Annotated in this window: 19 protein-coding genes and 2 pseudogenes; 5 read left to right on the forward strand and 16 right to left on the reverse strand. The window is 52.6% G+C overall.

From position 1 onward, the window contains the following. Positions 1–34: 34 nt before the first annotated feature. The 3 genes from ACZZ0A_RS07655 to ACZZ0A_RS07665 all read left to right on the forward strand — a co-directional run bounded on the left by ACZZ0A_RS07655 (position 35) and on the right by ACZZ0A_RS07665 (position 1,155). The gene (locus ACZZ0A_RS07655; protein WP_007919491.1) at positions 35–277 is read left to right on the forward strand and encodes a hypothetical protein; all 243 of its coding nucleotides are present in this window, start codon (positions 35–37) and stop codon (positions 275–277) included. A 10-nt stretch (positions 278–287) separates the two neighbouring features. Beyond that, complete coding sequence (locus ACZZ0A_RS07660) at positions 288–485, forward strand: hypothetical protein (protein ID WP_007919492.1); 198 nt, start codon at positions 288–290, stop codon at positions 483–485. A gap of 85 nt (positions 486–570) precedes the next feature. After that, a complete protein-coding gene (locus ACZZ0A_RS07665; protein ID WP_042704991.1) occupies positions 571–1,155 on the forward strand; it encodes a hypothetical protein in 585 nt (194 codons plus the stop codon). 350 nt (positions 1,156–1,505) lie between these two features. Here ACZZ0A_RS07665 and ACZZ0A_RS07670 read toward each other — a convergent pair whose 3' ends face one another. After that, on the reverse strand, positions 1,506–2,309 hold the full coding sequence (locus ACZZ0A_RS07670; RefSeq protein ID WP_102902789.1) for a glycosyltransferase family 2 protein: 804 nt from the start codon (positions 2,307–2,309) through the stop codon (positions 1,506–1,508). 224 nt (positions 2,310–2,533) lie between these two features. Here ACZZ0A_RS07670 and ACZZ0A_RS07675 point away from each other — a divergent pair, with 224 nt between their 5' ends. Both ACZZ0A_RS07675 and ACZZ0A_RS07680 read left to right on the forward strand, forming a co-directional pair. Next, a complete protein-coding gene (locus ACZZ0A_RS07675) occupies positions 2,534–3,352 on the forward strand; it encodes a VanW family protein (RefSeq protein ID WP_150650781.1) in 819 nt (272 codons plus the stop codon). Between the two features lie 51 nt (positions 3,353–3,403). Beyond that, positions 3,404–4,378: a tetratricopeptide repeat protein gene (locus tag ACZZ0A_RS07680; RefSeq protein WP_463542786.1), complete on the forward strand. Its 975-nt coding sequence runs from the start codon at positions 3,404–3,406 to the stop codon at positions 4,376–4,378. A 70-nt stretch (positions 4,379–4,448) separates the two neighbouring features. Here the strand turns inward: ACZZ0A_RS07680 and ACZZ0A_RS07685 are convergent, their stop codons facing one another. The 15 genes and pseudogenes from ACZZ0A_RS07685 to ACZZ0A_RS07755 all read right to left on the reverse strand — a co-directional run bounded on the left by ACZZ0A_RS07685 (position 4,449) and on the right by ACZZ0A_RS07755 (position 21,163). Beyond that, the gene (locus ACZZ0A_RS07685) at positions 4,449–5,474 is read right to left on the reverse strand and encodes a hypothetical protein (RefSeq protein ID WP_007919497.1); all 1,026 of its coding nucleotides are present in this window, start codon (positions 5,472–5,474) and stop codon (positions 4,449–4,451) included. A gap of 124 nt (positions 5,475–5,598) precedes the next feature. Further along, positions 5,599–5,973 (reverse strand): SMI1/KNR4 family protein, encoded by a 375-nt coding sequence (locus tag ACZZ0A_RS07690; protein WP_007919499.1) that lies wholly within the window; start codon positions 5,971–5,973, stop codon positions 5,599–5,601. 243 nt (positions 5,974–6,216) lie between these two features. Continuing rightward, positions 6,217–6,504 carry a barstar family protein gene (locus tag ACZZ0A_RS07695; RefSeq protein WP_081498759.1) on the reverse strand — a complete coding sequence of 96 codons (288 nt, stop codon included), beginning with the start codon at positions 6,502–6,504 and terminating at the stop codon, positions 6,217–6,219. 6 nt (positions 6,505–6,510) lie between these two features. Continuing rightward, the gene (locus ACZZ0A_RS07700; protein ID WP_086935990.1) at positions 6,511–6,834 is read right to left on the reverse strand and encodes a ribonuclease domain-containing protein; all 324 of its coding nucleotides are present in this window, start codon (positions 6,832–6,834) and stop codon (positions 6,511–6,513) included. Positions 6,835–7,489: 655 nt separating this feature from the next. Continuing rightward, on the reverse strand, positions 7,490–7,909 hold the full coding sequence (locus tag ACZZ0A_RS07705) for a HEAT repeat domain-containing protein (protein ID WP_007919503.1): 420 nt from the start codon (positions 7,907–7,909) through the stop codon (positions 7,490–7,492). A 13-nt stretch (positions 7,910–7,922) separates the two neighbouring features. Then, positions 7,923–9,854, reverse strand: a pseudogene (locus ACZZ0A_RS07710) (RHS repeat-associated core domain-containing protein); the annotation flags it as partial. A 244-nt stretch (positions 9,855–10,098) separates the two neighbouring features. Further along, on the reverse strand, positions 10,099–10,614 hold the full coding sequence (locus ACZZ0A_RS07715) for an SMI1/KNR4 family protein (protein WP_414915475.1): 516 nt from the start codon (positions 10,612–10,614) through the stop codon (positions 10,099–10,101). Between the two features lie 2 nt (positions 10,615–10,616). Beyond that, positions 10,617–11,042, reverse strand: coding sequence for an HNH endonuclease (locus tag ACZZ0A_RS07720; protein ID WP_157279747.1), 426 nt, complete (start codon positions 11,040–11,042; stop codon positions 10,617–10,619). Further along, positions 11,015–11,544, reverse strand: a pseudogene (locus ACZZ0A_RS07725) (RHS repeat-associated core domain-containing protein); the annotation flags it as partial. The pseudogene ACZZ0A_RS07725 and the gene ACZZ0A_RS07720, both read right to left, overlap by 28 nt. Before the next feature lie 215 nt (positions 11,545–11,759). Continuing rightward, positions 11,760–12,023 (reverse strand): hypothetical protein, encoded by a 264-nt coding sequence (locus ACZZ0A_RS07730; RefSeq protein WP_007919513.1) that lies wholly within the window; start codon positions 12,021–12,023, stop codon positions 11,760–11,762. Positions 12,024–12,495: 472 nt separating this feature from the next. Further along, a complete protein-coding gene (locus ACZZ0A_RS07735) occupies positions 12,496–12,933 on the reverse strand; it encodes an immunity 22 family protein (RefSeq protein ID WP_238539546.1) in 438 nt (145 codons plus the stop codon). A 268-nt stretch (positions 12,934–13,201) separates the two neighbouring features. After that, complete coding sequence (locus tag ACZZ0A_RS07740) at positions 13,202–13,525, reverse strand: DUF7716 domain-containing protein (RefSeq protein WP_238539547.1); 324 nt, start codon at positions 13,523–13,525, stop codon at positions 13,202–13,204. Between the two features lie 12 nt (positions 13,526–13,537). Then, a complete protein-coding gene (locus ACZZ0A_RS07745) occupies positions 13,538–18,394 on the reverse strand; it encodes an RHS repeat-associated core domain-containing protein (RefSeq protein WP_007919519.1) in 4,857 nt (1,618 codons plus the stop codon). Further along, the gene (locus tag ACZZ0A_RS07750) at positions 18,391–19,131 is read right to left on the reverse strand and encodes a DUF4123 domain-containing protein (RefSeq protein WP_463542787.1); all 741 of its coding nucleotides are present in this window, start codon (positions 19,129–19,131) and stop codon (positions 18,391–18,393) included. The genes ACZZ0A_RS07745 and ACZZ0A_RS07750 overlap by 4 nt, the downstream gene beginning before the upstream one ends. Continuing rightward, a complete protein-coding gene (locus ACZZ0A_RS07755; protein ID WP_463542788.1) occupies positions 19,121–21,163 on the reverse strand; it encodes a type VI secretion system Vgr family protein in 2,043 nt (680 codons plus the stop codon). The genes ACZZ0A_RS07750 and ACZZ0A_RS07755 overlap by 11 nt, the downstream gene beginning before the upstream one ends. Between the last annotated feature and the right edge of the window lie 100 nt (positions 21,164–21,263).

Below are 21,263 nucleotides of genomic sequence, written 5' to 3' on the forward strand. Positions count from 1 at the left end.
TGTCCTCTACAGAAAAACCTGTCGAGGATTTGCCATGAGCGACGACCTGCAACCCCCAGACATGACCACCTGGCAGCGTCTGTTTGATGACCGGACCTACTGGCAGCAATCCCCCGACGCGCATTATTTCGATCTGCAACGCATCGCCGATGACCTGCTCGGCCAGGGCGCCATCGATCTTGAGCAATGGCAGATCCTGCGCGCCAAAGCCGACGACCTGCACAAGGATTCCCCCGCGATCAACGTCACCCGTGAACTCGATGACCCCGAAGCCTGAGGACAGCCCCATGAAACCCATCACCCAAGGCGAACACCCCGACGAACCCCGGCCACCGGGCGAAACCGAACGCGACAACGACGCCCTGCGCCCCACCGACCCGAAACAGCGTGAAAACACTGGCAAAGGCACGCCCAGCGGCGAGTCCACCGCGCAGGACACCGCCAAACAACAGACCTCCTCGACACAAACCAAAGCCAAGCCCTGAACAGCGTCTATGCTCAGTGGCACGTTCGTCGCCGAAGCCAATTCGGCGCCGGGCGCTGCCATTCATCACAGGGAAAGTAATGCATATGAAGCTCGACGCACTGGCCAAGGCCATCACCCTCGCAACCGTACTGTCCGCCACCAGCTTCGGCGCCCTGGCTGCCGATATTCCGCTGTCCGCCACTGTTGAAGCCGATCAGGTCACCACCAAAGTGATCTCCGTCGATGCCGCCAACCATCAGGTTGTGCTCGAAGGTGCCGAAGGCAAGCCGGTTCATGTTCAACTCAGCGACAAGGCGAAAAACCTCGCCAATCTCAAGGCCGGCGATCAGGTCAACATCCAGGTACAGCGTTCCGTCGCCGCCTACCTCGATACCGATGTGGATAAAGGTCTGCCTGGCACCACCGAACGTACCGGTGAGCTGCGTAAGGCTCCGGGCAGCGATAACCCCGGCGGCGAAGCGTACCGTCAGGTTCAGGTGCAATTGAAAATCACCAAAATTGATTTGAAGACAAATCAGGTGACCCTGCAAAACCCGGCGGGCGTGTCGAAAGTTCTCGACGTGAAAAAGCCTGAAATCCAAGCCAAACTGAAAGATCTGAAAGAAGGGCAGAGCGTTATTGTCACTTACACCGATATCTTGAAAGTGACCAGTCAACACGAAAGTTGAGCTTTAACTCTACAAGATGACTGCTCTTGTACAGTTTTTGTATTAGAGTAGTCATACTATTAGTTTGGATTGACCTCATTGAAAGTTTCATGAAAGGAATCGTCGATAAATATCTATTAACGCTTTCGTACATAAATTTCATATTCAAGAATGAGGACATAAGCGCCAACTTCTATTAAAATCCTTCCCGTTCGCCCAGTGTCAGGGCTCTTTACCGGTGCATGGATTGCCAGGCCATTACACTGGGCGAACACCTCTTCGGAGTAGTTGTATACAATTTCTGCAAACAAAAAGGGCGACTTTAAAAGTCGCCCTTTTTGTTTGCGGTGGATTAAACCGAGATTTGCACGTCAGGCTTGCTGCTCTTGAAAGCGCTTCAGCGTGGCCTGATACATTTTTGTCCTGCGGTGATTTTTCCCGTAGGTGCCCGCCGCCGCGACGGTGCCTGCCTGGATGTGATCCAGATAGCTGAAAATCTTGCGCGGTGATAGAAACTTGATGCCATAACCCAGGCTGCTCATTCGATCTTGCAACGTGTAGCCGGGTACGAGGTCATCCATGCAGAAGTGCAGGCCTTGGGACTTCATCAAGCGCGCATTCCACAATGTGCAGAAACTTTTCAGATGCGTTTCTTTGTACGGCCTTGGCATTTTCGAACGCATACCCAGACGCACTTTTGCTTTACGAACATAGTGCTTGCAGAAGCGCGAAGTTAGACGCCAAGTGTCACGAACAATCCCGCGATTGAGTTGTTCGACACAACCGACTGCAGCCATGTCCGGCGTTTTCGTGCATTCGCGCATCATCATGGCAAACACCTCTTTGTCGTAGACAAAGGTGTCGGTGTGCAACAGAAACAGATAATCGGTGTCGACTTTTTCCAGTGCCAGATCCAGTGCCTTGCCATGCGCAATATGCCCGGCTTCCTTGCCCGGCGAAGGCCGCTCGATCAAGTTGATCCAGTCGAGCGAGCGCAAGTAATCCAGGCTGGCATCCGCCGAATCGTTATCCACCACCCACACCGGAATGCGTTGCTCCTGAACGTGCTCACGCAAAAGCTCAAGGCACATTCGGGTGATGTCCGGGGTTTTGTAATTTACCAAGACAAGGCTGAAATTCGACGCTGGCTGGGTTGGTAAATCAAACGCTTTCATGTCGGAAGGGCTCATCTGCGATTCAAAGGCAACAGGGTTTCTTGGCCGCGATCGTAGCGAGGCAACCTTAGTCGAACCTTAATTTGCGGATGTGACGGTAGATGTATGCCGAAGGGAGACCGCTGGTCTTATGAAATGCATGGGGTGCTGCCGGTCATTACCGGATAAAATGCGCGCCCCTCTCGCGGTTCAAGGAAGAAACGGCGCACGCCGTTGTGTCACGGATGAAACCACTTTCCCTCTACCACCCGGCCTTGTACTGGCTGCGCGTGTGGCAAAAAAGACTGTTCCGCCAGATCGCCTGGCACTGTTCCAGCAAACGCTACGCACGCCCCGTCGCTACGGCCGAGCGTCTGCCGTTCCGCTACCTCAAACACACCTCGAAACTCATCCGCAAACTCGGCGACTCCGACCTCGCCCTGCAACACAATAAAGTCATCAACCTCAAACTCGCCGTCGCCGCCATCGACGGCGTCATCATCGCCCCCGGCGAACACTTCTCCTTCTGCCGCCTCGTCGGCCGCCCGACGTTGAAGCGCGGCTACGTTGAAGGCATGGAACTGTCCTTCGGCGAAGCACGACGCGGGGTGGGCGGTGGCATTTGCCAACTGAGCAACCTGATCCACTGGATGGCGATTCATTCACCGCTGGTGGTGGTCGAACGCTCCAACCACAGCTTCGACCCGTTTCCGGATGAGGGGCGGGTACTGCCGTTCGGGTCAGGGGCAGCGATTTTCTATAACTACGTTGATCTGGTGCTGCATAACCCGACGGATCGGAGCTTTCAGTTGAAGCTGAACGTGGGCGAGACACAACTTGAAGGGGAGTTGTTGTGTGATCGGGTGAGGGAGTATCGGTATCACGTATTCCAGGAGGCGCATCGGTTTGTGCGGGAGGGCGCGCGGGTGTATCGGGAGAATGAGATTTGGCGAGAGGTGCGGGAGAAGGGGCAGGTTGGGGAGTTGGTCGAGAGGGTGAGGTTGTATCGGAATCGGGTGGTGGTTAAGTACGACGTGGACGAGCGGATGTTCGAAGCGAGCTAGTATTTTCCGCAAGGTTTTCGTTGGATTTTTTAAGCCACAAGGAAGTAACAAATGATCAACCGTTTCAAAACTGTCGGTATGGCGAGCACTGCGCTTTTTTCAATGTTCATCGCCTTTAATACGTGGGCGCAAGCGCCGCGTGATTACTACGACGGTATGAAGGCAGGGAAGTGCGCGCCAAATTCTGAGCGGCTGCATGAACAAGCGGTCGCAGGTGATCTTGACGCGCAGACGCAGTTTGGCAAAGCCATTCAAGAGAACCTCTGCGGGGTGGTTGAGCAGTGGTCTCCGGGCATGCCGGAAGTGTGGTTTCGCAAAGCTGCAGAGCAAGGTAATGCTGAAGCGCAAGTCGGATTGGCTGAGGAACTTCGTTGGGATCGAAGCGTTGAGGGTGAAGACGCAAGTGTTTACTGGGATTTGAAAGCTGCGGAACAAGGTAACGCCAAAGCCCAGTTCAGTTTGGCGCAGATATACCATCGCGGTGGCCGATCGATCAAAAATCTCAAGGACATGGACAAAGCATTAGCGTACTACCACCAATCCGCCGAAGGTGGGTATCCCTCAGCCTACATGCTGCTGGCAAGCCTCTATGAGAAGGGTGACGGAGTTACACAGGACGATGTTGTTGCCGCTCAGTGGTATCGCAAACTTGCTGAAACCGGTGACGATTACGGACAGCTGAACCTCGCGGAGATGATTGCCGCAGGACGAGGTGTGGACAAGGATGAAGCGCTGGCATTTTCCTGGTTTGGCAAGTCGGCCGCGCTCGGCAATAAGTACGCGCAGTATGAAATGGCGCAAATGCTTGAACAGGGGCGAGGCACCGTAAAAAACCAACGTGAAGCGGCCAAGCTTTACCGCAAGTCTGCGGATGCCGATTTTGGCAACGCGCAGTTGGCGCTTGGGAAAATGTACGCACAAGGACGTGGCGGTTTGCCAAAAAGCAAATCCAAGGCCGAGTACTGGATGCTCAAAGCCAACGAACGCCGTGCTCCGGGAGCGGAGGAAGCGTTGGAAAAGCTTTGATTTGCAAAGGAAAGGTTTCTTGATTTGAAAGAGGGCGATCATGGGATCGCCCTTTTTTTATTTGGATAAATCAGACTTCTTGTCGCCAAGCAGAGAGTGTGATCACTGTGCCTTCGTCTTTTCTATTACTGATTTCAATCTTGTAGGTGCCGCCACCAATATAGCCTTCAACGAGTGCCTTTCTCTGGTTGCCGCTGATTTCGGCATCCTTCGCATGCTGCTGATAGAAGTCGATGACGTCTGCGTACTCTGTAAAAGTCCGGAGAATGACTTCGAACTCATGTCGTGGACGGCCGGCTATTTTGTCCCAATCACCTTCAATCGGCGTGCCCTCCATCCCCGGCGTCGTGAAAACACCGTGGGCGCCAGCACCTATCAGGTGAGCCCGCTGCGGAAGCATCGCCAGCATGGCTTTGGGAAAGTCGGAAGGTAACTGTGCCGCTGTCCACGCTCCCTGTTCCGGTTTGGTTGCAGCGTATTCAACGCTGGCAATTTTCTGCGCGTTGGCTCGGCGTTCCGGATCATCACTTTCCGCCCATATCGCCATCATCGGAGGCAGTTGTTTACTCCAGCCTATCAAAGATTCGGCATCAGCTTGTTTAGCGCCTTGCGGTTGGAAAATGGTCAGCACGGTTTGCGGGGCATCATTACAGGTCAAAGCCTCCTCACGCGACTTGACCGTGCAGTGGCCATTGACCAGCCCGACAGCGACCAACTGGCCCTTGTCGTTAAGCAACAATGCGCCGCGCTCAAACCCATTGTTGCCATCATCCATGGCAGTAATCATTTTGCTGCCGGCAGGCACACCGTCCGCAAACGTCGACATTTCCGAATCAAGCGCTTCCAGAACTTGCTGCACAATCATTGTGTTGTCGTTGGTATAGCTACCGGTCTGATAGCCAAAAAAATCAACCAGTGCAGAGCGCACCGCGGGATCCTGATTGAGCTTTGGCGCGCGTTCTGCGGCGGGTTCGTTTGAAAGTAACAGGGCAGTGGTGCCGTCGGGGCGTTGTTCGGAGCGAAGGGACAGTGCATTCGCATTGAGGGAGAAGGTGAGGGCGAGGAGGATGGAAAATGGGCGATTCAGGCGTTTCAAGGCTACAGTCCTTTGATTGTTCAGTCCGGGGGAGTAGAGGTTAAACAACGAGATTTCTCAGGGGCTGCCTGCGGTTCTCTCGTTTTTTCTAAAGCAAATACCAGGCTTGTCGGGATTAAAGTTTTTAGTCCTCGTTGAGCCACTCGGCATTTTGCACCATGGCTTCTTCTAGCCACTTATCGAAGCTAGCGTAGGTGGCGTGAAGTTCCCAGCCCTCTGACGCATAAGCATGAATTATCAACACGTGGGGCTGCCCAGAAAGATCCTCTCCATCAAAACACGCGATGTCATCATTCGCGTTGAATTTGGCGAATGGGATCAATGTGCGTTTTGGATAAAGCCGTTTGAGTGTTTTGTACCAGTTGCTGATTGTACCTTCGTTGTATACCAGCAGCCACCAAGGCTCGATGTCTGTTTCTGGTTCAATGGATGCAAAATGCAGGAAGTTTGTAGGGTATGGGTAGGCTGGTAGGCCTTCGATGTTAAGATGGATTTGCATAAGTAATTAATCAGGAGAAAACCACGTTTAGAACGCGGAAAGATTGATGGCCGTTCGGGGTAGACCACCGTCAGACAAAATAAATCTGTCCCCTTTTTTGTATTGTCTCTTTGTCTCTTTGTCTCTTGTGGTCCCCTTTTTACAGTGGGTTCCGTCGAAAGAATTAGAGGCTCTCTATGTTATTCAGGGACAGACCACTTTCAGACAAAATAAAACGTGGTCTGCTCCCCGTTTACAGCTTTACTATTTCAGTTGGTAACTAAATTTCTCATCCAGTCCAAAGTTTTCATCTTGAGTTTTGACTCGATCAAGAATAATTAATATTTTTCTATATGAGTCGCCCATTCGTTCTTCTGAATGTTTTGATTTTGTCCAAATTAATTCAATTGGGCGCTCTACATCGGTGCTGAGTAGATCCCAAAGCGCATTAAGATTATTTCCATAGTATTGAGTAACAGAAAAAGCAGACGCTATCCGCTTATGGAACTCTTGCTCAGATGAGATGGACAATCCATCAAGCTCAACTATCATTTTGATTTACTTCCACTTTCCAATAGGGGTAACAGTTTCGTAATGATCACTAGTTATGTAAAGGAGTCCGTCATCTGAGTAGAGTAGGCTGGTCCCCGGCTGATTGCTCCGCGACATCGTGTTATTGAGACCGACGTCAGCTTCATACCAGGTTCGGCCGGGGGCTGAAGGAAGTACGTTTGTATCGTTGTAAAAAACATCACCGCCTAGCTGCCCGCCAGGAACGCTATTGTTGACTGCTTTACCTTTTTTCCATCCGCTTTGTGTTGCCTGAGCTTTTGTAACGTAATTTGGGGGAAGATCACCAGTAATGGTACAGGGACAGACCACGTTAAATAGCGAGAAAGAGGAGAGTTTCCAAAGGGCAGATTATAGATGCAAAAAAAAGAAAACGTGGTCTGTCCGCCGTTTACACATTGGTAGGCGTTGGCAGATTTCACGTAGACACGATTGTTTTCCTGTGCTTGGATTACACCATCACTTCGATGCCAGTTGAGCCCTGCCTGCTGGTGTAATACCGAACTCGAGTTGGTCAAAATATTATTGTATCAACGTTGCCAATGTGTGCTGTTAATTTTTTACGGAAATCCGTTTCGCTGGTAAAGTTAGTGTTGTCAATCATGTTAAGGAACCAAGTCGCGTCTAAAGCTGTAAATATTTCAAGCCATTCTGGTCTTTTAGCTTTCGATTCAGGCATGTCGTTCGCGGGCAAAGCCGTGGCCTTTGCCTTCGGATAAATAAAGATAGTTATCTGCGAAGGAGTAGCCTATAACCTTTGGCCAGTTTGAGCTATGCGGGAGGTTTGGCTCCATATCCTTACTAGCAATCACATGAAAAGTTCTCATTTTTTTTCCGGAAGTACGTCGAGTTTGTAGAAGTTTACTTTTTGCCTATCTAGATGGAGTTGTTGTGCTCCGCCATCGCCATATTTTCCAGATTACCTTCAGAAAAAGAAAACGTGGTCTGTCCCCGATACAATTGGTATTTAATCATGGTTCTTGGTTTTTTTTAGTAGGCTTGCAAGCTCTGGATAAGAATCCACCTCTTCCGGTGGAAGTAGATCTATGATTTTTTGTATTTTCCCCGCGTATTCTTGTTCAATCGCTGCTTCTGTCCAGTCTAATTCCGATGCCGCAGCGATAGTTACCTCGGGAAAATTCGAGTCAAGGAGTGCTTTTAAAATCTCTATTGCATCATGAGATCGTAGTTCTCCGAGCGCAGCAGTACTTCGTTCTTGCCAATACTCCTCTTTTGAAAGAATAGTTTCTCGAAGAAGTTTCCAGTCTTCGGAGTCAAATTTTCGCAAAACCCCCTGGGCTACCTGCTCGGTAATGTACTCATTCCAATTCGAGTCTTCATTCTGGCCAAGCCAGTAATTGTATTCATCGTAAGTCTTGCTAGTCATTTTTTATCTCTACTTAGATCGGTGGTGACATAGGTGCGTCGCCCGCCGGGAATGAAGATGTCACGACGCCATTGTCTTTCAACACCTGCCACTGAACACCATCAACCGTTTTGGTGTGTAGAGTGGTCGTAACTCCGTCAACATCGCGCATGAGTACACCCGGTGTTGCGGCTACTTCATCCGTAACCCAAAGTATCTTATCGTTACTCCAAGTTTCCGGCGCTAGTGTGTGTTTCCCTCCTTTTTTGGCCGACATGCCGACGGTACCGTCTTTTCGTTCAAGAATCATTTTGAAATCTTCGACTTTTATCGTGCCGTCCGGGTTTTTCTGCAATACGGTCATCTGGTGCTTAGGGGACTTCAGTACTTCAGAGGAGTGTCCGCCAATTGGTTTATTACTGTTCGGACTACGTGTGCCGAACAGAATCTTGTCTTGCATCTGGGCGGGCAGTGCTCCAGCGTATGGGCGATTATATGGATCAGGTGGTGCTCGACCTTCGTCGTGTTCAGCCTTTTCCGAATCATCCGCCTTCTTACCTTTAGTTTCATCTCCAGGCGGGCAAGAATTCAACCCCAACGGATCCACCCACCCCGTAGGGTTCGGCACGTACTGGTAGCTATTCAACCCACCCGCAAGTTTGATCGGATCCGGCGTCAAAAACCGTCCAGTCCCCGGATTGTAGTAGCGGTGGCGGTTGTAATGTAACCCCGTCTCGGCATCGAAATACTGACCCTGGAACCGCAACGGGTTATCGATCTCGCTGACGTCCAGCGCAGCGAGATTACCGTAGGCTCGGTACTTCGCCGACCACATGATCTCACCGCTGTAATCGGTGAGTTCCTGCGGTGTGCCGAGGTGGTCGAGTTGATAGTAAAACGGCGTAGCCTTGCGCGGGCCTTCGCCATCGAGCATCGCCAGTGGACGGAAGCTGCCCGGTTCGTAGATGTAGCTGCGATAGCGGTTTTCAGCGCTTTCTGCGATCAGGCGTTCACCTTGCCAGAGGAATTCGGTGGTGTGCCCGTCGACGGTTTTTTCGATACGGCGGCCAAAGGCGTCGTATTTGTAGCTCGCGATGCTTCCACCCGGCAGGCTGACACCGACGAGGCGGTGCTGACAGTCGTAGCGGTATTCGGTGACGAGTTTCTGGCCGGCGCCGCGACGCTCGCGAATCAGATTGCCGTAGGTGTCATAGTCGTAATGGCGGTCACCCTGCATCAGCAGGCGGTTGCCTTTGACGTTAGCCAAATTGGCTACGGGCAGGTCATTCTGACCGAGGAGGTTGCCTGCTGGATCGTGGGCGAAGCTTTCCGGTGTCGCACCACGCACACTGATCAGTCGATCCAACGGGTCGTAGTGATAGCTGCGATTACCTTTGCGGGTGTCATCTACGCCGGCTAGGTTGCCATTCGCGTCGTAGTTGTAGCGTCGCTGGAATAGATTTTTGTCGCGTTGGCTAACGCTATGCGCTTGCAGGCGACCTTGTTCGTCGTACTGCTACTGGCTTAGGAGCAAACCCTTTTGTCGCTGTTGCTCGCGACCGGCGCTGAACTGGTGAGAGGTTAAGCGTGAGCCGTTCAGGTCGATGTTGCTCAGGTGTCCGCCGGGTAGATGACGGTAATCGAGTGTGCTGCCATCTGGAAGGCGGCTGTGGCTCAGTTGGCCGACGCTGTCGTATTCGTAACGTGTAGTGCCCCAGCCCTAGTGTTCGGTGATCAGGCGGTCCTGCACGTCGTATTCGTACGCGAGCGGCCAGTTGCCGTCGTCGAAGTTTACCAGGCGCCCCAATGCGTCGTAGCTGTAGTGGATTTCTTCGCCGTCTGGCAAGGTTTTGACCAGCAGACGTCCGGACGCATCGCGCTGGCCTTCGCGGTCCCAGTGGAACTGCACTTTGACGCGGCCGTACTCGTCGCAATGGATCTCTTCGCCTTTCGGGCCGGTAACCATCAATCCAAGCAGTTGCTGTGAATCGCCCCGACTGATCATAAAGTGGTGCATTCGGGATCTCCGGGGATAGGAGCGAATTTCATTTTGGCTGTTATCGCGCGTAATGCCGTCAGAGAGTTGGCATTGGCTAGATCTTCGTCGGTCAATATCAAAAGAGCCATGAGGCCACAAAATCAGGGGGGGCACCCCGAATCCAAGCTTGGAGAATGCCCCCTCTAACTGAATGTGTACTTTTTTGTGATTTCTAAAAATTAAACTCGGCGCTGACTATTCCGTCGTCATCTTTCGAATCGGTCTCATCATTGTCAGGTGTGAGCTGCTCGAAAAAACTAGTAAAGGACGGCGCAATTAGAAATAGTGATGATGCATCATCTTTTGCTTCGTGATACCAGTAATATACTTCTTCTGTGTTTTTGTTAATGCAAAATTGATCTCCTCCACCTGACTCACCAAAAGTATAGAGTTCACCGCGTATTTGGTTCGCATACATTTCATTTTTGTAGTAGATGTTATTTGAATCCGGGGCTAGTCCGTATATTACATCTAAGAATACGAAGCCATCTTGGTCGCCGATAGGCATCTTTTTAGGGGTTTTGAATTTTGCCCCATTGGAAAAGACAATGGCTGTCTTGAATCTATCAAGCAGCTGATTCAAGCTTTCAGAAATTTTAATATCGTCTGGCAAACTATTGCTGGGCCGTTTTGTCTCGAAAGACATCGACTCGGCGCCGAGCTCGTTTAAAATCTTGTCATATGACATAACTAATTCCTCATGTCCGAAGCAGAGCCGATATGGGGGGTATTTCCATGTAGGACTGTTGGTATTAACTGAATGGTCTCTTTGTCAAGATGATGTGGTGTGAGCCCGGCTTTTCGTAGCAGTAGTTTAGCAGCATTGGCGCTTCTCAGGCCTCGATCCTTTTTCAGTCTTTTGTATACTTGTTTGAAATCTTTATCTGTTCCATTTAGTACACCAGGTTTGAATTTGACAGTACCTTTGGACCACTGTGAAAAGTCGGGACGACCGTTAACGAAAGGAATAGGCTCCCCTTTGGTTACTTCGTTGACCTCAGGAATGTCTGAGTACCAAGGGCTTTCCCCCGGTTTTCCTTTTCCGTCGGGCCCCCAGCGACCTTGGTTCCTTGGGAGTCGGGTGCGGGAGGATTTGCCTCTGATGCTCCTGGGCACTCGTCTAAACCTAACGGGTCCACCCAGCCAGTTGGATTATGGACATATTTATAATTATTCAGCCCCCCGCCAGTTTGATCGGATCCGGGGTCAAAAATCGTCCAGTGTTCGGATTGTAGTAGCGATGGCGATTGTAATTTAGACCTGTCTCGGCATCGAAATACTGACCCTGGAACCGTAAAGGGTTATCGATTTCACTGACTTCCAATACCGCGAGGTTGCCGTAAGCTCGGTATTTGGCCGACCACATGATTTCGCCGCTGTAGTCGGTGAGTTCCTGTGGGGGGCCGAGATGGTCGAGTTGGTAATAGAACGGTATAGCCCTGAGCGGGCCTTCGCCGTCGAGCATCGCCAATGGTCGGAAGGTACCCGGTTCGTAGATGTAGCTGCGATAGCGGTTTTCAGCGCTTTCCGCGATGGGGCGTTCGCCTTGCCACAGGAACTCGGTGGTGTGGTCGTCGACGGTTTTCTCAATACGACGGCCGAAGGCGTCGTACTTGTAGAAAATAAATCTGTCCCCTTTTTGTCGCTGTTCTACGGGCGGAAGTTGGTCGGGTAAGCGTTCGCTTCTGGCCGGAAGTGTACGATCGGGAGCGGCAGTTAACCGCCAAAAGCAAGCGCCTGTGAATGGCCGCAATCGGCTGAACCGAGATGCCTACCCCGAAAGGGCTAGACCCTTCCCGAGGAAATAGAAAGTTCGGCTCGCCAGAAATTTTTTTAGGTCGCAACTCCGCGGTCTGCGCCTGGCTTGAACATGAGAGATTCGTCTTCTTGTCTAGCTTTACAGCGCTCTACAAATATCAGCGCTGCGGACGGATCTTTAAGAAAGAGTTCGTATGACTCTCTGCTTATTTCGTAATACTCGTCATAGTCAACCAAGCGGTTGCTAACAGGGATAGAGACATAATACTTCCCACTGGCGGCTTCTATTCCTAAAGTGAATCGCTCGTCTGTATTGACAAAAGTGTCATTGAATTTCATGATTTCCCTCTATAGCGACAGTGGTGATATTTCAAGTTTCGGTGCAATGGGGCCTTTAGCGTCGACTATTGCTTCACTGTTTCCATTTGGCAACCTTCCACCCGGAATCCATAGGTCGTTAGCGCCGGCTTCATTTCCTGATGGAATTCTTAATTGAAGTTCCCTTGGGTTAGTGATGTCCACGCGCAATAATTGATTGTTGCTAAGAAAGCCAGGTTTAAGACCAAAGGAACTCTCAAAGAACAGAAAAGGGGACGGAAGCTCATAAAGTGCAGATTGCCTTCAGAAAAAGAAAACGTGGTTTGTCCCCCGTTTACGGTGCAATTATCCATATAGTAAGGGTGTCGTCAGGTGCTTGTCTTTGACATCGACGAGGCTAGTCACGAGCATTTAGGGTTGACGGGTAAAGGTCATCCGATGGGCACTTAGGGAAGTAAAAACTTCAATCTTTATCGGTTGCGTCTCATGTGTCCTAATCTTTATATTCAAACTGACCTCGATATGTAAATTCGATGCCTCGTAATATGTAGGCTGTGGTTTTTCCTTTATAAGCACAATCATAAATTGTAATAACAGTGTTTATTTTTTCAGGTGAGGTAGAGAGGTTTTTCTTTTTTATTTCAGCGATGATATCGGAGTCATAAGAAAAATCCTCGATTGCTTTTTCCAAATTTTTAGTTGGCTCTACGATATCAGCTTCAATAAAGTCGTCGTCAATAAAGCCCAGAGAAAATGCATTGCTGAACTCCGATCCTAGAGATTCTCCATCGTCAGAATAGGCAGGCGTCACTATTTCCCGAAGAGTGGATTGCTGCCAGTCGGCGTTTGCAGTCCAAATTGATACTGTTTTTTTATTACTCATCTTTTTCTCCTCAATTTTTAAGGCCAGATGGGAGAGAGTCAACTCCACCTTCTAACCTCCGACCCGGCCACTCATTGAGGGAAAAAAGGGGACAGATTTATTTTCATTTTTTAGAAAATAAATCTGTCCCCTTTTTGTCTTGTATTCTTTACAAGACTGTTGCACGAAATACTTATCTTAGGCATGTCAAAATTTCTCTGGAACATGCCGGTAAAAAGGGGGCAGATTATTTTTAATGGCTTTGGTTGATACATTTAAAAATAAATCTATCTTTTCATCTGCCCACTATTATCGATATTTGTGCTGGGCCTATTGTTTAGGCTATTTTAATGAAGCTATCGTTATTAAAATAAAATATGAACGCTTTGTAGGCAGTATCCATATCATATGAGGCGGTCTGTTCTTTTAGGTTTTTTATTATGGACGATAGGTCGTCGCAGAGTAAAACATAACGATAGCCTATTTTTGATAGCTCTGTCGGATTATCATCAGCGTCGTAGTCTTCAAAGGTGTCTGGGTTTTCGATTATTGCTTCGCAATTCAAACCCCACTCTTCTTTGTTTTTTGGTAAATACAATGCGTCTTCCCAATTTAGGTTTTCTGCATCAGAGAGAACATTAATAAATTTTGTTTTTTTCATTTGATCCACCATTTATTTTCGGCCGCCTCCCCAGAGCTCCATCCCACCTTTCTGGCCTGGATGTAGAACATCAGCAACTACCCCTCCGGATCTGTGTTGCGCCGTAGGGATGAGCTGCAAAATCCCTTCACGGTAGGCATCATGATGCCAGGTTAGTAGAGGATGTGGCTTTGACCTTGCGTGAGCGCCCTTCGGGCCAGGGCTGACTTTATCAAAAATGCCAGGATACAACGTTTCCATATGATCTTTGTAAACAGGATCATTATTCATAGTGTTGTAGAGCTGTTTATTGCCTTCCTGAAAGTGTGAAAGATCGCTTCTTCCAGGATAGTGAACGTCTTTTTCCAATGTGGCCTCATAAGCGACGCTATAGTGAGGGCTGGATTTAGGGCGGCCACTCGCATCCACAACAGGAGGTTCACACTCGATAGCCGTTAATCCCAACGGATCCACCCATCCCGTAGGGTTAGGCACATACTGATAGTTGTTCAAACCACCTGCAAGCTTGATCGGATCCGGTGTCAGAAACCGCCCGGTGCTGGGATTGTAGTAGCGGTGCCGGTTGTAATGTAACCCGGTCTCCGCATCGAAATACTGACCCTGAAAGCGCAGAGGGTTGTCGATTTCGGCGATGTCCAAGGTGGCCAGATTGCCATAGGCACGGTATTTCGCCGACCACATGATTTCGCCGCTGTAGTCGGTGAGTTCTTGAGGTGTGCCGAGGTGGTCAAGTTGGAAATAGTACGGGGTTGCCTTGACGGGGCCTTCGCCGTCGAGCATTGCCAATGGGCGGAAGCTGCCAGGCTCGTAGATGTAGGTGCGATAGCGATTCTCGGCACTTTCGGCGATCAGGCGTTCACCTTGCCAGAGAAACTCTGTGGTCTGACCATCGACGGTCTTCTCAATGCGACGACCAAAGGCGTCGTACTTGTAGCTTGCGGTGCTGCCACCGGGCAGCGAGACGCCAATCAGGCGATGCTGGCAGTCGTAGCGATATTCGGTGACCAGTTGCTGGCCGGTACCACGGCGTTCGCGACTAAGGTTGCCGTAGGCGTCGTAGTCGTAATGCCGGTCGCCTTGCATAAGCAGGCGATTGCCTTTTACGTTGGCGAGGTTCGCAGTTGGCAGATCGTTTTGACCGAGCAAGTTGCCGGCCGGGTCATGAGCGAAGGTTTCGGGGGTGGCGCCGCGAACTCTGACCAGACGATCCAGTGGATCATAGTGGTAGCTGCGGTTTCCTTTGCGGCTGTCATCGATGCCGGCCAGGTTGCCGTTTGCATCGTAGGCGTAGCGGCGCTGGAACAGATTGCGATTCTGCTGACCTACGGTGTGCGCTTGAAGCCTTCCCTGTTCGTCGTACTGATATTGGCTGAGCAGCACGCCTTGTTGGCGCTGCTGTTCACGGCCAGCGTCGAACTGGTGCGTAGTCAGGCGCGAACCGTTGAGGTCGATGCTGCTCAGCCGACCGCCGGACAAGTGGCGGTAATCGAGTGTGCTGCCATCCGGCAGGCGGCAGTGATTGAGTTGGCCGACGCTGTCGTACTCGTACCGCGTGGTGCCCCAACCTTGGTGCTCAGTGGTGAGACGATCTTGTACGTCGTACTCATAGGCGAGGGGCCAGTGGCCGTCGTCGACGTTTACCAGGCGACCCAGGGCATCGTAGCTGTAATGGATTTCTTCGCCATCAGCGAGGGTTTTGACCAGCAGGCGACCAGAGGCATCGCGCTGATACTCGGTCACCAGTTCACTGCCGTCGTCACCAAACTCGGTTTTCTTCAACAGTTTGCCGTTGAGGTCGTACTCATAAGCGGTACGGCGTCCGTCGAAACCGGTTTCCTGCTGGATCAGCCCGTTCGAGTAGTAATCCAGCTGATAGTGTTCGCCGCGTTCGTTTTCGATGTCGGTGAGCAGCAGACGCGAATTATCGTAGCGATAGCGCAGTTGGCTGCCGTCCGGGTTGATGCGACGGCTGACTAGATGCAGGTTATCGGCATACTCGTAACGGGTTACGCGGCCCAGTTCGTCGCGTTCAGCAGTGACGCGGCCGTATGGGTTGTAGGTGAACGCACGGGTAGCGCCGCCGGGCAGCGTGATCTGTGCCAGACGGTTAGCCGCATCCCACTGGTAGTGGGTGATTGCACCCGTTTCAGCCTGACGTGTGATCTGGCGACCGAGCGCATCGTAGCGGTATTTGCGCTGGCCGCCGTCCGGCAGGCGCTCCTCCAGCAATTGGCCGAGATTGTTCCAGCCCAGTTGGTGGCGGCTGCCGTCGGGATGGCGGATCTCCAGCAGGCGTCCTTGGCGATCATAGGTGTAATGCGTCGAGTTGCCGTCCGGGTCGACTTGCTCAGTGATGTCACCCTGATCGTTACGCCAGTAGATCCATTTGGCGGTACCGCGATTCACCACACGGACAAAGCCCTTGTAGTACTCGTAGGTGGTCGGCGCGTCTTCTGGCGGGATCACCGCGATCAAACGGCCGGCCTCGTTGTACTGATATTCAGTGACCGCACCCATCGGATCTTTTTCGGCGAACAGTCGGCCTTTGTCGTCATAGGCTTTTAAGTGCTCGGCACCATCCGGATCAACTTTGGCGACGAGTCGCGCCTTGTCGTCGTGGGTATAGATCTCTTCGCTGCCATCGGCGTTGGTAACGGTGACGCTGCCTTTGTCATCCCACGCATAGTGCGCATCCATCTGAGAGAAACTGGCCCAGTGATGGATGCAACGTGCGGACTTGCCTTCCTTTTCCCACTCCCAGTAGAAGCTTGCGCCTCCGGCGAGCTGCCGCTCAAGAATGACGTTCTGTTCGTTGTAGGCATAACGCTCGGACTCTCCCAGAGCGTTTGTGGCTTTGATCAACCGATGTTGAGCATCGTACTCATAGGTGGTCAGCGTCTGAACGGTGTTCCAGGCGTCTTCGAGATTGTCCGCTGGAATAAACTGCTGATAGTCGATGGCGACAATATGCTTGCGGTCGTACCGCACAAGCAATGCACGACCAGCCCCGTTATCCACGCGCTTGATTCGACCATGGATGTCACGGGTGATGTGCAGGCGATTGTCGTAGTTGTCGCTGATGGCGATCAACGTCGCGCCTTTGCTGTTGAAGCGGAAGTGATAGAACTGCGGCTTTTCGCCGGCTTGAGTCAGTACGAGTTCGGACGGATCGTCGCCAATGAAAATCGCGGCTTCTGAAAGGCTGTTCGTGATTGCCGGGCGCTGTACGCTGGGCAGCGGAAAAGTGGTGACCCGGTTTTCGTGATCGGTCCACACGACCTCGTCGCCATTGATGTCCACCCGCTGAGCGAGAGCGTGACTCCATCCATAGCCTAGACCGCAGTCGATTTCAGCCGCGCTGGTTCGGTAGAGACGAGTCCAGATGAACGGCAGCAAGCCACCCAGTTCACCATCGGTAATCGTCAACAATTCCTCGCCAGTAACCATCGATACGGGGCAATTGTTAGTACAGGTTTTTTTCGCACTGGTTGCACTTTTATCGTCCGGGGTTTTCGACTGCGTAGATACGTCGTCGAGTTTTTCCTCCGGCTGGAGCGTATGTTTGTTTTGTTTCTTGTCGCGTGGAAATGAGGAGGCGTCCTTAACCTCTTGCTTCGGAGTGTCCGCCGTTTTGGGCAGCGGACTCTGAGCAGGCTTTTGCGCCACCTGACTATGCGAAGCTTCCTTCGCTGACTGCGGTTTAGGCGCTTCGGCGACGGCCTCATCGATCTTCAATGCGGCTGTTTTGGCCGGCTTCATTGGCACATTCTTAGCGCTAACGATAATTGGCTTCGACACTTCCGCATGGGCGGGCAAAGCGTGCTTGTTGCTGAGTGTCATCAGGGTAGAGGCGAGGTCCTCAAGGTACTTGACCGCTTCTCCCGATTTGATGGTGGAGAGGACTTTGGTGCCTGCTCTAACGGCCAACCCAGCGCCACCTGTCAGGCAGATGCCCACTAGGACGTTGATCAGGAATTCCGAGGCAATCGCAGTTACTACGTCAACTACGACTTGGGGAGGCAGCATGCCCACCCAAGCCACAATGGCTGAGATATAGATAAACATCAGGGGTTCGTCGCTGAGTATCAGCAATCCTGAAGCGATCGATTCCTTGGAGGCTGCATAGAGTTTGTCGATCTCGACGTCCGACAAGTATTTTTTCAGCTTTTCGTAATTTTTCCTCGGATTGGCGAGTAGCTCGAACAGGCTTTTGATGTCATCCCACAGCTGCAACAGAGCCTTTTCAAACCCCTCGAAGGCTCGTTTGAGCAAAATCACGGAACGCCCGGCACGATCCGCTGCTGAGTAACTGGCCCATTGCGGCTTAAACTTGCTCGACCATTCGCTCTGCAACCAGCCATCAAGCTTGCCGATAACGCCTTGATAAGAGTCATAGAGCGCCTTGACGTCGCTCTGGGATACGTTGGGGAAAAAAGTGATGCGGTAAGTCTGACCTCTCTTGGCCCCCTCGATCACTTTGATGCCGCTGGGTCCGATCGTGGTTTCGATGACCGGACCGGTAACGTCGTCGTAAAAGGTACCCTTGGTGACCGGTTCCAGTTTGACTGGCGTGTTGCCAATCGGCACAAAGCGCGCCGACTCGAACATATGAATCAGCGTGAAATCACCTACCAACGGGCACGTGGCGTAGGTCTTTACCGCACCTGTTTCGGTTTTCCGTTCGGTGATGCTGACTTCGTTGCCGACCTTGAAGGTCTGGTCGACGTCCAGCGCCCAGCCAGTCCAGAAACCGTCTGCCCATTCCTTGTAATCACTCAGGCAGTTTTTGAAGTCTTTGAGGATCAAGTTCACGTCAGGTGTTTTGGCGTCCAGCACACGCAGGACCAGGGTACCAATCGGGGTATTCATGACGTGACTTCCTTTGTCAGCTCTGCGGCGAGACGCTCTGCCATCTCTTCTGTGTTTGGGTTCTGGCGCACGAAGCGCTCAACCTTTCTGCGCAAGTTGGCTTCGGGGAATTCGAAGTACAACTCAGGGCAATCTTCGGATAGCCACTGCATCAGGTTTTCAACGACGGTGGTGTGGTCCTTTTTCGCGAGAGCATCCAAAAGCGTTTGGGGGATCTCCCACCAGGGCCACTCTTTTGCGGGAGGTATCGCTCTTCTGCCGACATCGAGCGTCTGTCCGTTAATCAGGTAGCGTTGGAACACCGGCAGCAATTCACCTGCTGTAGCACCTAACCCTTCGATGATCGGATGAAAATGTCGACCATCCCAGAACCTGAAAAACACCTCAGTGGCGTCCGGCATTTTTACCTGAGTCAGGCTGCGCAAATGCTCCAGCACCGTTTCCGGCGCGCTGGTGGATACCGCTAGCCAACCCCAATCCGATGCATCGGTTTCAGTAATCCATTGCAGAAAACTGGCATTGGGGCTGATCTCGGCGAGATACGGCATGACAGGAAGCCAATCAGCGTAAGGCGTTCCACCCCAAATAGGGTGAAGTTGTGGTGCGGCATCTTGCTGATAGAAAGGCTTGAGCGGCTCGGAATCACTCGCCGCACTAATAACCAAATACAAGCGCTCGCCAGTCTGCAACGGCTGTTGCGCCAGCCAATCCTTGGGCGTAATTCGATCAGATGGCACAGGCACCTGCCTTGCATTTTTCGCATTCTTCGCAGAACGGCGCGTTGCGTTTGAGGGTGTTGATCTGGGCCGGGGTCAGGACCTGGCCGGCCTTGTCGGCGTCGGCCTGTTTCAGCACGCCGGGCATCAGCGGGGCGGCGCCGGTGCCGCTGCCGGGGCTGCCGCCGGAGTTCATGTTGATCACCGGGCCGCTCAGGGTCACGCCGCCGGCGTCGATCTTGATGAAGCTGCCGCCGCCGATCAGGGTCAGCTCTGCGCCTGCTTCCATTACCACCTTCATGCCGCTGCTGAGGTGGATTTCTTGCCCAGCGTCGATGAACTGGCCGGTGCCGATCTTGATGTGCTGATTGACGCCCACGGTGAGGTGGTCGTTGGCGCGGGTTTCGACTTTGCGGTCGGCGTAGACGGTGTGGTGTTCTTCGGCCTTGAACTCGCTGTAGCTGTTCTTTTCGACGGTGTCGTGGCGTTCGTTGCCGACGCGGATTTTCTGGTCGTGCTCGATGTTTTCGTCCCAGTCGCGCTGGGCGTGCAGGTAGATCTGTTCCTGACCTTTTTTGTCTTCGATGCGCAGTTCGTTGTAGCCGCCACCGCCCATCGAGCTGAGGGTCTTGAAGGTGCTGCGGGTTTTGTTCGCCGGCAGTTCGTAGGGGACGGTGTTTTCCTTGTGGTACAGGCAACCACTGATCAGCGGTTGATCGGGGTCGCCTTCAAGGAAAGTGACCAGCACTTCCATGCCGATACGCGGGATGGCGATGCCGCCGTACTGGGCGCCGGCCCAGGCGCTGGAGACGCGCAGCCAGCAGCTGGTTTTGTCGTCGGCCTGGCCTTCGCGGTCCCAGTGGAATTGCACTTTGACGCGGCCGTACTCGTCGCAATGGATCTCTTCGCCTTTCGGGCCGGTGACCACGGCGCTCTGGCTGCCGAGGATGCGCGGTTTCGGGTGGCGCAGGGGCGGGCGATTCGGCACGTCCCACGGGGTGGCCTGGAAGCGGTTGCGGTAGCCCTGATGGAAATCGTCTTTCAGCGCAGTGGTGTCGCTGGTCACCGATTCTTCGAGGACTTGCGGCTGCTTGCCTTCGTGGAGGACTTCGGTCAGCAACCAGAGGTCATTCCATTTGGCTTTCGGGTGCGCGGTCAGGGCGAGGAAGTGGCCGCTGACCAGCAACGGTTGATCACTCTTGCCTTCAGCCAACTGGAAGTCGCTGCGATGACGTTCGAGGGCGCGTTTGGCCAGGTGTTTGCCGCGCTCGCGGTCGACGAAGCGGCCCGGGTAGTCGTAATCTTCAAGGTCGGGCAGGGCGTCGCCACGGTTCTCGCTTTCGAGGGTGAGGCGCGGTTTTTCGAAGTCGTAATCGCGGCGGGTGGTGCGGCTGGTTCGGGTTTCCAGGCGCAGGTCGAAACGCTTGATCACCGGGTCGCTGGCGACCATGCCGGAGTCTTGCTGATAGGCCACAGGCTTGAGTTTCGGGAATACCGTCTGGTCATCGCCGAACACCAGTTTGTGCGCCGTCGCCGTGTGCTGGAAGTGGTAGTGAATACCTTCTTCCTCGCACAGGCGCTGGATGAAATGCAGGTCCGATTCATCGTATTGCACGCAGTAGACGCGCTCGGGATAGATCGAACCAGTCTTGAATTCGTAGGCGTTGCTTTGAATGCCGTGCTCTTCGAGGACCATGCCGATGATTTTCGGTACGGTGAGGTTCTGGAAGATGCGTTGGTTGACGCGATGCGCGAGGTAAGACAATTGCGGACGCAGGGTCACTGAATAACGGGTCAGGCGTTTGCCCGAGTCACCTTGCGCGGCGCGGTAGATCTGGCCGTGGATGCCGCTGCCGTCGGGCGACAGTTGCAGGAAGGCCGGTTTGTGCAACAGGGTTTCGAGGTCCAGCGACGGCTGCTCACTGACCAGCTCCACCTCGAAGACAAAAGGCTGGCTGATGGCTTCCCGACCGGTGAGGGTAAACACCTGGAAATCGGCGGAAAGACCTTCGATGGTCAGGGCAAAGTGGGTTTCATTGGCCGGCGCGAACATCCCTTGTTCCTCGTGCTGTACAGCGGCGTTCGTCGACGACCGCAAAGCGGCTCAACGTACGCGAAATTCTGGAGGGGCGTAAACAACATCGACCAGCAGA

This window comes from Pseudomonas sp. AC242 (genome assembly GCF_979258655.1).